The sequence below is a fragment of the Ruegeria sp. E5 genome, assembly GCF_056534105.1.
In genome coordinates, this window is sequence record NZ_JBQFPA010000004.1 from 48,575 (window position 1) to 60,587 (window position 12,013).

14 protein-coding genes are annotated in these 12,013 nt (G+C 57.1%); 7 read left to right on the forward strand and 7 right to left on the reverse strand.

The window, feature by feature from the left end:
- The 6 genes from flhB to ACR0BI_RS15045 all read right to left on the reverse strand — a co-directional run bounded on the left by flhB (position 1) and on the right by ACR0BI_RS15045 (position 6,498).
- Positions 1–1,089 carry a flagellar type III secretion system protein FlhB gene (gene flhB, locus ACR0BI_RS15020; protein ID WP_480562705.1) on the reverse strand — a complete coding sequence of 363 codons (1,089 nt, stop codon included), beginning with the start codon at positions 1,087–1,089 and terminating at the stop codon, positions 1–3.
- Positions 1,086–1,859 carry a flagellar biosynthetic protein FliR gene (locus ACR0BI_RS15025; protein WP_480562706.1) on the reverse strand — a complete coding sequence of 258 codons (774 nt, stop codon included), beginning with the start codon at positions 1,857–1,859 and terminating at the stop codon, positions 1,086–1,088. Before ACR0BI_RS15025 ends, flhB begins: the two co-directional genes overlap by 4 nt.
- On the reverse strand, positions 1,856–3,943 hold the full coding sequence (gene flhA, locus ACR0BI_RS15030; RefSeq protein ID WP_480562708.1) for a flagellar biosynthesis protein FlhA: 2,088 nt from the start codon (positions 3,941–3,943) through the stop codon (positions 1,856–1,858). The genes ACR0BI_RS15025 and flhA overlap by 4 nt, the downstream gene beginning before the upstream one ends.
- A gap of 9 nt (positions 3,944–3,952) precedes the next feature.
- Positions 3,953–4,621 carry a transglycosylase SLT domain-containing protein gene (locus ACR0BI_RS15035; RefSeq protein ID WP_480562709.1) on the reverse strand — a complete coding sequence of 223 codons (669 nt, stop codon included), beginning with the start codon at positions 4,619–4,621 and terminating at the stop codon, positions 3,953–3,955.
- 72 nt (positions 4,622–4,693) lie between these two features.
- Positions 4,694–5,122, reverse strand: coding sequence for an Lrp/AsnC family transcriptional regulator (locus tag ACR0BI_RS15040; protein ID WP_170395301.1), 429 nt, complete (start codon positions 5,120–5,122; stop codon positions 4,694–4,696).
- Between the two features lie 56 nt (positions 5,123–5,178).
- Positions 5,179–6,498 carry an MFS transporter gene (locus tag ACR0BI_RS15045; protein ID WP_170567503.1) on the reverse strand — a complete coding sequence of 440 codons (1,320 nt, stop codon included), beginning with the start codon at positions 6,496–6,498 and terminating at the stop codon, positions 5,179–5,181.
- Between the two features lie 143 nt (positions 6,499–6,641).
- Between ACR0BI_RS15045 and ACR0BI_RS15050 the strand changes: the two genes are divergently transcribed.
- From ACR0BI_RS15050 to ACR0BI_RS15080, 7 genes are all read left to right on the forward strand, one after another.
- Positions 6,642–7,256 (forward strand): ribonuclease D, encoded by a 615-nt coding sequence (locus ACR0BI_RS15050; protein WP_170597160.1) that lies wholly within the window; start codon positions 6,642–6,644, stop codon positions 7,254–7,256.
- Positions 7,253–8,215 carry a KpsF/GutQ family sugar-phosphate isomerase gene (locus ACR0BI_RS15055; RefSeq protein WP_170613657.1) on the forward strand — a complete coding sequence of 321 codons (963 nt, stop codon included), beginning with the start codon at positions 7,253–7,255 and terminating at the stop codon, positions 8,213–8,215. Before ACR0BI_RS15050 ends, ACR0BI_RS15055 begins: the two co-directional genes overlap by 4 nt.
- Before the next feature lie 4 nt (positions 8,216–8,219).
- Complete coding sequence (locus ACR0BI_RS15060) at positions 8,220–8,828, forward strand: LPS export ABC transporter periplasmic protein LptC (protein WP_170408672.1); 609 nt, start codon at positions 8,220–8,222, stop codon at positions 8,826–8,828.
- A gap of 3 nt (positions 8,829–8,831) precedes the next feature.
- Positions 8,832–9,323, forward strand: coding sequence for an LptA/OstA family protein (locus ACR0BI_RS15065; RefSeq protein ID WP_480459812.1), 492 nt, complete (start codon positions 8,832–8,834; stop codon positions 9,321–9,323).
- Positions 9,323–10,081, forward strand: coding sequence for an LPS export ABC transporter ATP-binding protein (lptB, locus tag ACR0BI_RS15070; protein WP_170395315.1), 759 nt, complete (start codon positions 9,323–9,325; stop codon positions 10,079–10,081). Before ACR0BI_RS15065 ends, lptB begins: the two co-directional genes overlap by 1 nt.
- Before the next feature lie 252 nt (positions 10,082–10,333).
- Positions 10,334–10,897: a ribosome hibernation-promoting factor, HPF/YfiA family gene (gene hpf, locus ACR0BI_RS15075; RefSeq protein WP_039541074.1), complete on the forward strand. Its 564-nt coding sequence runs from the start codon at positions 10,334–10,336 to the stop codon at positions 10,895–10,897.
- A 59-nt stretch (positions 10,898–10,956) separates the two neighbouring features.
- On the forward strand, positions 10,957–11,421 hold the full coding sequence (locus tag ACR0BI_RS15080; RefSeq protein WP_170395318.1) for a PTS sugar transporter subunit IIA: 465 nt from the start codon (positions 10,957–10,959) through the stop codon (positions 11,419–11,421).
- Positions 11,422–11,491: 70 nt separating this feature from the next.
- Here ACR0BI_RS15080 and dalA read toward each other — a convergent pair whose 3' ends face one another.
- On the reverse strand, positions 11,492–12,007 hold the full coding sequence (dalA, locus tag ACR0BI_RS15085; RefSeq protein ID WP_255611997.1) for a divisome-associated lipoprotein DalA: 516 nt from the start codon (positions 12,005–12,007) through the stop codon (positions 11,492–11,494).
- Positions 12,008–12,013 lie beyond the last annotated feature (6 nt).

Consider the following 12,013-nt stretch of genomic DNA (forward strand, 5'->3'; position numbering starts at 1 on the left):
TCATCCGACCTGACCCTTCGCTCGTTTGCGCATGGCTTCGGCAAACCGAATAGCTGCTGCAACGGGTCGGTAGTATTCTTCGGTAATTTCCTGTCCGATCCCGACGGTCGCGTGCAATGCGCGTGCTGTTGGTGGATCGGAATGAATAGGAATGCCTGCGTCTCCGGCCGTGGCCCTGATTGTTGCCGCGATTTCATCTACCCCTTTGGCGACGCAAACCGGAGCGCTGCCACTTGCTCGCGACCATTTCAGCGCCACCGCATAATGCGTCGGGTTGACGATCACCACATCGGCCTTGGGCACATCCGCCATCATCTGATTGGTTGCTATGTCCTGCGCGCGTTGGCGACGCTGCTGTTTGACGTGCGGATCACCCTCGGAATCCTTGGTTTCATCCTGAATTTCTTTGCGTGACATTCTGTTTTTGCGAAGGTGTTCGGCATGTTGCCACAGATAGTCGATCATGCCGATCGCCAGCGCGATCATTATGACGATAAACAGAAATTGACTGAGTAAGTTCATCATCAACAGAATTGAGGATCTCGGGGCGGCTGCACTGGCTGTCAGAATCTCGGGCAGGTGGGCGTGCAAAAATATGGTCAGGCATGTTCCATAGATCAACAATTTAACAAAGCTCTTGGCGAATTCGAACAACCCGCCCCGGCCAAACTTGTTCTTTGCGTTTGAGACGATCGAGATGCGTGAACCGCGTGGTTTCAGCTTTTCCGGCGCGAAGATCAATGCGCGCTGGGCGATCAGGCTGAGCAACACCGCGACTGCCGGAACGATAAACAACGCGGCGATTGGTGCCATAGTTGATCTCAGAATCCCAGCGACGGTGGATGTCGCGGGTCCGACGGTCAGCAAGCTTGCGAATTGATCTGATTGGTCGATCAAGACCACGAACAGAGCCCCCAGATGCTCTGCCGTGAATTGCCCCGTGAGCAAAAGTGCGACGAGCAGTCCCATGTATGCAGCCACCACCGACAGATCATTGGACTTCGCCACCTCGCCTTTTTTGCGGGCTTTTGCCAGCTTTTGCGGGGTCGCCTCAAATGACTTATCACTGTCGTCGTCTGATGTGCTCATCTCAGCCCTCCCAGAGGATTTTGGAGAAAGGTAAACAAAGCGTCAGACCAGGTTGCCTGGATCAATGGTGCCCCGGCGAAAAGCAGGAAAAGGCCAGCGAAAGTGATTGCTGGGGCACCGACAAAAGCGACCATGAGCTGCGGCATGGCGCGGTTAATTACGCCCAGTGCGAGGTTGTAGATCAGCGATGCGATGACAAAGGGCGTCGCCAGCGCAAAGGCCAGTCCAAAGCTGCGGGCGACTTGCGCAATGCCCCATTGCGACAGATCAGGCGCAGTTGGAAGCGCGCCCATCGGAAACAGCATATAGCTGTGGATCATGAACTGCGCTGCACGGATATGAAGGCCAAGCAATACCGCCAGCGCCAAGCCGGCCAGCGTCAGCAGATACCCCATCGCCGGGACAGGTTCTGCGGCCGCTCCGCCCAGGATCTGAGACAAGGATGTCGCTTGCGCCGCGATTGAACCTGCAGTTTGTAATGCAAGGACAAAAAGGCGCAACCCGATGCCGAGCATAAGACCGATCAAGACTTCGATGGTGATTAATCCAATCATTTTGTGAAAGCCCGGCATAACACCCGATGCGGGTATGGCGGGAATGACAATCATTGTGAAAGCAACTGCCACGCCCAGTTTGACCCGCACAGGGACGCTGCGTTCACCAAAGGCCGGTAGCAGCGAAACCAATGCGGACACACGAAGAAATACGGCGAACAGATGCCACAGGTTTTGCCCCAGATGTGGCAAAAGCTCTGACGGGACTGAGATCACGCGGGCACCGTTCCGACCAAGGCGGGGCGCGCCTCAAGCCCGATCTCTTCAAAAGACAGGACGGGGTTGGCGACGCCGCGCGCGTGCATAATGGTCCTGAGCAATCTGCGTCGGCGGGTCGTGGTTACGACCGCCGGGAACAACCCGTGATCTGCTGATTTTGCGACGCTATCGACAACCCCATCGGCCAGCTTATTGAACAGGTTGGGCGGTAGTGCCACGTCGATACCTGCGTTCGCGGCGTCGATCTGGTAGGTGGCAAATGTGTCCTCCCATTCCGGCGCGAGTTGGATCAGAGGGATCGAGCCGTCCTCGCGCTTCATGTCGGCAACCAGTTGAAAGCCCAGCCGCTGGCGGACCAGTTCGCAGATCCCTTCGGGCTGGGTGGTGGTCAATCGTGCTTCAGCCACGCTTTCAAGGATCAGCGCCATGTTCCGGATCGAGACCCGTTCGTCTAGCAACAGCCGCAGAACAGCATGCAGTGTGTCGATCGGCACCTTGTCTGGGATCAATTCGTCCAGCATTTTGCGGTTGGCTTCAGCTCGGGTCGGATCGCTAAGCCGCGTCATCTCGGACAGCAGGCGGCGAAGGGATTTCAGGGTCAAAAGGCGCGAGAAATTCTGTTTGATGATCTCAAGCAGATGGGTCGCCAGAATTTCAGGAGGGGTGACGATGGTGGCCCCATTCAGTGCGGCGACCTCCTGGTCCTTGGGCAATATCCAGCGCGCCGGGGCACCGTAGACGGGTTCGGTCACATCGGTGCCATCAGGTAGAAAGTCGTGCCCGTCCTGTACCAGCGCGAGCACAAGTTCAGAATTCAGAACACCACGGGCCTGTTCGACCCCTTGTACTTTGATCACATAAGTTCCGGTCGGAAGATCGGCGCGGTCAGTCAATCGAATTTCGGGCAGGATAAGCCCAAAGCTTGAGGCGACATAGGTCCGCATGTTGGCGATCCGCGCGTCAAGGCCGGTACCGGGGTTCAGCACCATGCTGACCAGATCGGGGGCGAATTCCAAGTGAACGTCGTCGAGGTCCAGGATATCACCGATGGCCTGTGAAACCGGAGTGTCAGACTCGGCCTCGGGGGTCTGAGCTTCTGCCTCGCTGGCGTTGCGTTTTCTGAGGCCTGAATAAGCCGCATAGCCCAGCACCCCGGCCCCAAGAATGAACGGTAAGAACGGCAAGCCGGGCACCAGGGCAAACAGCACCATCAGAATCGCTACGGTGCCCAACGCCGCCGGGTGGCGTCCAAGCTGCGAGAAGATCGCATTGTCGGTTGCACCCTGCGTACCGCCACGCGCCAACAGCAAGGCGGACGCAATCGAGATGATCACAGCTGGTATCTGCGACACCAACCCGTCCCCAACGGTCAGGATTGCATAGGTTTCGAAGGCGGACGATACCGGCATCCCATGCACGATGACCCCCATGACCAATCCCATCACGAGGTTGAGAAGTGTGATCAGCAACCCGGCAATCGCATCGCCTTTGACGAATTTCGACGCGCCGTCGAGCGAACCAAAAAAGGTGGTTTCCTGCTGCTCGCGCTCGCGCCGTTCTTTGGCTTGCTGGTGATCGATGGCTCCAGCCGACATGTCACTGTCGATGGCCAACTGTTTGCCTGGCATCCCGTCCAGCGCGAACCGGGCACCCACTTCGGCCATGCGGGCTGCACCCTTTGTGATGACCGTGAAGTTCACGATCAGCAGAACGCCAAACACCACAAGGCCCAGAAAGATGCTGCCGCCCATGACAAACTGGGCGAAACCTTCGATCACATCGCCAGCGGCGTTAGTGCCAGTATGCCCCTGACCGATGATCAGCTTCGTCGAAGACACGTTCAGCGACAAGCGCAGCATCAGCGAGGCCAGCAGGATCGTCGGGAAGGATGAGAAATCCAGTGGCCGTTCGATGAACAGCGTCAATGTGAAGATCAGGATCGCCAGCGCAAAGGACGCCGCCAGCCCCACATCCAGGACCCAGGCTGGCATGGGCAGGATCATCATCACGATGACCGCCATCAGCGCCAGCGCCAGCAGTATGGTCGGAGAGAACAAGGTGCGGGGATCGATTCGGGGCACTATCTGCTCCTAATTGAAAGCGATAAAGGCGGTGGCTGTAGAGGTTTCGGGAACCAGTGAACCCAGCGCGTTCTGGCCGATCGGGTGAGCGTTCAGCGGGATGAGTGGGCTGGCAGATGCGGTGAATGGATCGCGTTCGTGGGCTGTGCCCGAGCCATCCAGCTGCGCCAGGACCGTCTGAAAACGGTCAGAATATGAGGCTGCGAGGTGCTGCGTGCGCGAGTGGTAAGCCCCGGCAGCGGCGGGCCATGATCCAAGTTCCGCATAAAGCTGGGCCAGAAACCGCGCCGCATAAACTGCGTTTTCATCCGGATCGAACATCGCGTCGATCGAGCGAAAAGCCTTTCCGTGCCAGCGATAGTTGATCTGAAAGCAACCGACGTCAAAGCTGCGTACACCGGATTTGAAGATGTCGAACACGTAAGACTTTGCCTCAACCTCGGAGGCAAACCAATATCCCTGTCCTTCACGATTGACGGTCCATGGCCAGGGTTCCAGAACCCCGTCCAGCGTGCGGCCTGTTTCAACGCGGGCAATTGCCTTTAGAACATCGAGCGGAACGTCTTCGGCCAGCGCAGCCCGTTGCGCTGCGCGGTCACAAAGAGCTGTCGTTGCCGCCGCGTCTGCGTCCTGCGCAAAAAACATAAGCGCCGCAATCAGGAGGTTTTGAATTGGCATTCTGCCGGTCCGGGATTCTGATCAGTCCGGGCCAAGCTATCCAGTTACCTGTTTACAGAGAGTTAGCGTGCCTTAGTTTCGATCAATCTTTCGACCGAAGACCACGCTGGTGTTGGTGCGCGACACGCCAGGGATGCGCGCAAGTTCATCGACCAGAATGTCGAGGTCTTCGATCCGTGGCGCTTCGGCGGAAAGCAGCAGGTCAAATTCGCCATTGATTGATAAACACAGTTTGACCTCGGGATAAGCTTCAAGCCGCTTGATGATCCGTGTGGTTTCTTTCTGCTGCACTTCAAGCAGAACGATGATCTGAACGCGTGGCGTATCTTCGGTTTCGCGCAGGACGACCGAGTAACCAGCGATGACGCCCCGCTCTTCCATTCGATTGATGCGTTCATGCACCGTCGTCCGCGCGACGCCAAGTGTTGTTGCAATGCGGGTCGTCGAGTCGCGCGCATTGTGCTGTAAGGCGGCGATGATGCGTCGGTCAAGCTGGTCCATTGCGGCTCCGGGTTCAGGCAACTTCGCCTCGGTTTAGGGTAGTTTGGTGTTCGGGCTCAAGGCTGGTGCGGATAACGGGGATGCAGTTCATCAATGATGATCGGATGCGCATGAGGTTTCGGCCCAGACAGGTGGGGGTGATCCTGTGGGAGGTCAGGATGGCCGTGAACCACCGCATTGTCTTCGCGCCGTGGCCAGGCAATGAGCACAAGAACCAGACCCAGAATCGCTGCGGTCGCCATTCCGGCCATGGCCACAGTTACGCCAAAGCGGGTCATCAGCCACCCGGCCAGGGGATAAAGCACCAGCCAGCAAGCATGAGACAGAGTGAACTGTGCGGCAAACACGGCGGGTCGATCTTCGGGGTGGGCTGATCGGGTCAGTAGGCGGCCCGAAGGCGTCAGCATGCTGGAATACCCAAAACCAATCAATAGCCATGTCGTTGTCAGCAAACCTAATGTCATCGGCAGAGTGACAGATAGCAGCGCTGCCACCGCCATGGTGCCCGTCGCCAATGATGCACCACCCAGCATGACGCGACGCTCTGGAATGTGATCCAGAAGGCGTGGCAGTGCAAATGCCGCGAGCATCGAACCGCCACCGAACCCGGCCAGCGCGATGGCAACGGCGCTTTCAGAAAGACCAAGATCGCCGCGCACGATCACGACCGTGTTGACGATGACCATCGAACTGAGCGCGGCCGCGCTCCAACTCAGCGCCAGCAGGCCTCGCAGGCGCGGGGTTTTAAGGTAAATTCGAATGCCGCGCGTTGTGCGGTCATAGATGCCACGCGGCTGGGATGGTTTGGGTGAGGGCAAAGTTGCAGACACCACAAGCAGGGCCGAGGCGACAAAACCGACACAGGTGCCCAGAAACAGGCTGTCGAAACTGACGAACAGCAGCAAGGTGGCGGCCAGCATCGGGCTCAGCAGGCTTTCCAGATCGTAAGCCAGCCGCGACAGGGACAGGGCTTTGGTATAGTCCTGTTCGTTGGTCAGCACATCCGGGATGGTGGCCTGAAACGCGGGTGTAAATCCGGCTGAGGCGGATTGCAGCACAAAGATCAGCACGTAGACCTGCCAGATTTCGGACACGAAAGGCAGGCAGAGCGCAACCACAGCGCGCACCAAATCCAGTGCGACCAGCATCCGGCGACGATCCAGCCGCTCGGCAAAGGCAGCAGCAAGCGGGGCAACGGTGACATAGGCGATCATTTTGATCGTAAGAGCGGTACCAAGGACCATCCCGGCGGCCTCTCCGGCCAGATCAAAGGCTAACAGCCCCAAGGCAACCGTCGCCAGCCCGGTTCCGGTCAGCGCCACGATCTGCGCGGCCAGCAGATGTCTGTAGGTACGGTTTTTCAGGATGCTGAGCATTGTCGGAATTTTTCAATCGCGGTGTCGCATCCATAGTTCTCGTGTTGGCCATAAGGTCAAGGGTGCCGCTTTTCCAAGGACGGCGTTGAGTTTGCGGGCCAAACCGCCTATCTCGGGGCCGAAAGCGCACAAAGGACATTTCCGTGGCGAACCACTTGTATAAAAATGACCTGCCGGACGGGCTGGATCTGGGCCCGGTTGTGGCCATTGACTGTGAAACCATGGGGTTGAACCCGCATCGAGATCGCCTGTGCGTGATCCAGATGTCAGGAGGGGACGGCAACAGCCATATCGTTCAGGTCGAGATTGGGCAGACGCAGGCGCCGAACCTCTGTGCGATGCTGGAAAACCCGAATGTTTTGAAGCTGTTCCACTTTGGCCGCTTCGATATTGCTGCGATGTATCACACCTTCGGCGCTTTGGCCGCCCCGGTCTATTGCACCAAGATCGCCAGCCGTTTGGTGCGCACCTATACTGATCGTCATGGTCTTAAGAACCTGTGTCAGGAACTGATTGGCGTCGATATCTCGAAGCAGCAGCAGATGAGCGATTGGGGCGCTGAAACGCTGACTGATGCCCAGTTGGACTATGCGGCATCGGATGTTTTGTACCTGCACCAACTGCGGGATGCACTGGACGGACGTCTGGCCCGCGAAGGCCGCACCGAAATGGCGCAGGCGTGTTTTGACTTCCTGCCAATGCGTGCGAAGCTTGACCTCGCAGGCTGGCCCGAAACCGATATTTTTGCGCACTCATGACTGACACCGAAGCATTCCTCAGAACCGCCCGGCAGGTCGTTACCGACGAAGCCCGCGCATTGGAGGTCCTTGCCGAAAGCTTGGACGAGCATTTCGCCGAAGCCGTGCAACTGATCCTGCAGGCCACTGGCCGCATCATTATCAGTGGTATCGGCAAATCCGGCCATATTGGCCACAAGATCGCGGCGACTCTGGCCAGCACTGGCACGCCCGCCTATTTTGTCCATCCCGCCGAAGCCAGCCATGGTGATTTAGGGATGGTCTCGAAAGGCGATGTGGTCCTTGCGATCTCGAACTCAGGTGAAGCGCCGGAACTGGCGAACTTGCTGGCCTTTACGCGTCGCTTTGGAATTCCGCTGATCGGGTTGTCGAGCAAGCCGGAAAGCACCTTGATGAAACAGGCGGATGTGCATCTGCTGATCCCGTCACTGGGAGAGGCCTGCGGCTTTGGGATGGTGCCTTCAATTTCGACGACGCTGACCCTTGCGATGGGCGACGCGCTGGCGATTGCGCTGATGAAGTACCGGGATTTCAAACCCGAAGATTTCCGCGCTTACCACCCCGGTGGAAAGTTGGGGGCGCAACTGTCAACTGTGCGTGATCTGATGCATGAAGATTTGCCATTGGTGACCGCTGGCACCCCGATGAGCGAGGCACTGCTGGTCATGAGTCAGAAGAGCTTTGGTGTTGTGGGAGTCACTGATCATGCAGGTCGTTTGCTGGGTATTGTGACCGATGGCGACCTGCGCAGGAACATGGACGGACTATTGACCAAAAACACCGAAGAGGTGATGACCGAAAACCCAATGACCATTGCGCCAAGTGCCATGGCGGAGGAGGCGGTTGCAATCATGAACGATCGCAAGATCACGTCACTCTTTGTGGTTGATCCTGACACAAATGGCCCAGCTTTGGGACTGCTGCACATACATGACTGTCTGCGTGTAGGATTGGGTTAGGAAGATGGCTGAAGTTGATCGCCATTCCCGATGGGTGCAGTTCCTGAAGGTACTGCTACCGCTTGTGGCGATTTTGTTGCTGTCTTCTGTCTTTCTTCTTTCTCGCAGCGTCGACACCAATGTCTCGGTGCCGTTCAGTGATCAGGATATTGACGACCGGCTGACAGATCAGGTGGTCACGCGGCCCGACTATAAAGGTGTCACCCGCAAGGGCGAGGAAATCCGCGTCGAAGCCCGAAGGGCCAGTCAAGGTGGCGATGGCGACACGCCGACGGCAGCCGAAGTGCAGGGTCGCTTTGGACTAAGCAATGGGGGCGAGATCACACTCGAATCCAACACAGGCATCATCAGGCCAGACAAGGGTACTGCAACGTTTGCAGGGGATGTGGTCATCACCACCAGAGACGGCATCCAGGTCACCACCGACCTGTTGAATACGTCGCTGGATGAAATACGTGGTGATAGCCCTGGACAGATTGACGGAACCGGTCCGATTGGCGACTTTACTGCCGGAAGAATGGTGTTTGGGACTGAAAAAAAGGACGGTCCGGTTCATATTCTTTTTACAGGCGGCGTGAAGTTGATATATGAGCCGCAAAAAGCAGAAAGATAACTTGTGTTCGATTTACGTGTCGCCTTTTTGTGTCTAGCCGTGGCTGTCGGGGCCGCACCTGTTTCTGCACAAGAGGCTCAGGTGGCGTTCGGCTCGGTCAATGCCGACCCGACGCTGCCGGTCGAGGTGACGTCCGAGACATTGAACGTGAATCAGGAAGATGGATCGGCCGAGTTTATCGGCAACGTCATTGTCATCCAGGGTGAGATGCGCCTGACGGCAGACCGGGTTCTTGTCATCTATAACGAAGAACGCTCGGCTATCGAACGGATGGAGGCCACCGAAAACGTGGTTCTGGTCAGTCCGCCCGACGCAGCCGAGGGCGATTGGGCAGAATACACCATCGATTCCGGCGTGATTGAGATGAAGGGCAACGTGTTGCTGACGCAGGGCCCAAGTATCATCAGCGGCGACGAGATGATTGCAAATCTGACCACGGGAACCGCGACGATGTCAGGGCGTGTCAAAACCATTCTGCAACAAGGTGGCAACTGATGAACCGGCCCGAACTCTCCATCGCTGAAGGTTCTTCCGGTCTGAAGATCGAAAAGCTACGAAAGTCTTATCGCAAGAAGACCGTCATTCGCGATGTGTCCATGGAATTGAACCGCTCCGAGGTCGTGGCGTTGCTAGGCCCGAACGGATCGGGCAAGACCACCACTTTTTATTCTGTCGCGGGTCTGGTTTTCCCCGAAGCAGGCACGGTCACGATTGATGGGCAGAGCGTCACGACCCTGCCGATGTATCGTCGTGCCCGGATGGGGATCGGATATCTGCCGCAGGAGATGTCGATTTTCCGCGGGATGAGCGTTGAAGACAACATCGCTTCGGTTCTAGATATCACGGTTAAACATGCCCATCGCCGCAAGGAGCGGCTGGAAGAGCTGCTATCGGACTTTTCCATCGAACACCTGCGCCGAGCGCCTGCATTGGCATTGTCCGGCGGGGAACGCCGCCGGGTCGAAATTGCGCGCTGTCTGGCCGCCGATCCGAAATATCTGCTGTTGGACGAACCATTTGCGGGTGTCGATCCGATCAGTGTCGGTGATATCCGGCATCTAGTGGCCGATCTGAAAAAGCGTGGCATCGGAGTACTGATCACGGATCATAACGTCCGGGAAACGCTGGAGATTGTGGACCGGGCCTATATCCTGCATGATGGCCAGGTTTTGATGTCAGGCACGCCCGATGAAGTTGTCGAAAACGAAAATGTTCGCCGGGTCTATCTGGGTGAAAACTTCCGTATTTCATAAGGTTGTGCGGAGATGCGCCTGACGCATGACGGAAATCACGTATATACACACCTGTTTTGATTGACTCTTCCCTCACCTCTTGGCTCAATTGGCGTATGGCATTTCTTCGGTTCCAAACTGGATCTCGATCTCCCTTCGTTGAAGGGCCGGGCCAACGGCAACCGCAGAACATGCCGATACCCCCCACCCGATAAAAACAAGTCAGTCGCGTTACGCGACGTCAGAATGGGTGTGAATTGTGAAGGAGATCACATGCGTTACCAAATCAGCGGAAAACAGATCGACATCGGTGCGGCCCTGCAGACCCATGTGCAGACCGAACTGGGCGAGGTCGTGGGCAAATATGCCCAGCGGCCTACAGACGCCAATGTCGTCTTTTCCCGTTCGGCGCATGAATATGTATGCGAAACCACCGTGCATCTGTCGACCGGCCTGACCGCACAGGCCAAGGCGCACGCGACCGAGATCTACGCGGCATTCGAAGGCTGCTGCGACAAGATGGAGACACAACTGCGACGCTATAAGCGCCGCCTGAAAGACCACCATAAGGATCGATCCGAGCCGGTTGAACTCTTTGGCGCGTCCTCTTATATCCTCGCCTCTGACGAATCGGAGACGGCAGACGAACCCGAATCGCTGCAGCCTATGATCGTGGCTGAGATGGAAACCAAGATCCCATCGCTCAGTGTTGGTGAAGCCGTCATGCAGATGGAACTCGCTGGTGCTCCGGTACTGGTGTTCCGAAATGAGAACAAGGACGGATTGAATGTCGTTTATCGCCGCGAGGACGGCAATATCGGTTGGATCGATCCGTAACAGGCAAGACAAATCGGCCTGCCCCCGAATAGCTGGGGGCACGGCTTAGGAGCAAAATGATGGAGCTTTCGAGCATTCTAAAGCCAGAAGCGGTGCGTGTACTGTCCGCTGCTTCCAGCAAGAAGCGTTTGTTTCAGGAAATTGGCGATGTGGGCGCCGCGACGCTTGGGCTGGATGCTCAGACGATCGTAGACAGCCTGCTTGAGAGGGAGAGCCTTGGCCCAACTGGTGTTGGACATGGTGTTGCACTTCCGCACGCACGGCTTTCCGAACTAGAATCGGTTTCGGGTGTGTTTGTCATGCTGGAAAAGCCCATCGACTTCGGCTCGGTCGACCGTCAGCCGGTCGATTTGGCGTTTTCCCTGTTTGCGCCAGAAGAGGCGGGGGTTGAACACCTTAAGGCGCTGGCGTTGGTCTCGCGCACGCTGCGCGAGCAATCGGTCTGCGCCAAGCTGCGGGCCAACCCTGACCCGGTAAAGCTGTATGCCATTCTGACTGAAGCGCAATCGATGCAAGCTGCCTGATTGGCCCACTTATCAACAAAAAAAGCCCCCGATTTGTCGGGGGCATTTTTTGTTTCTTTAGCTGGCGTGATCAGCCGCCGGATCCCATTTCCAGCGTCCACCAGATCTTGCCACCGCCTTCTTGGTGCCAGGCGAATCCCATCTGGGTGGCGCGCGGGTCCATGATCACAGCACGAGGACCGGGTTCCTGCATCCATGCGGCCAGCGTTTCGGTCTCGGTCTCAAAGGTTTCCGAGATCGCTTCACCCAGGAATGTACCGAAGTAACCGGCGCGCGCCGCGCGATCCAACGGAGACGAACCGTCCGAACCGAAATGCCATGGCCGATTCTGTCGCGCCATGTCTTTCGCATGAGTGGCGGCAGCTGCATTCAGTTGCGAGTTCAATTGGACCTGTTGCAGGCCAGATGCTTGCCGCAAGGCATTCACCGAATCCAGCATTCTAAACTGCAGCTTTTCAGGGTTGCCACGAATTTTGTACACGGATGGCAGCGGCCTGCCATCGGCGCCAATAGCGGATGTGCCCGAATCGGTACATGCCGCAAGTGCGACAAAACAAATCGCTAGTAGAGAAAGAATACGTGTCATGATCGG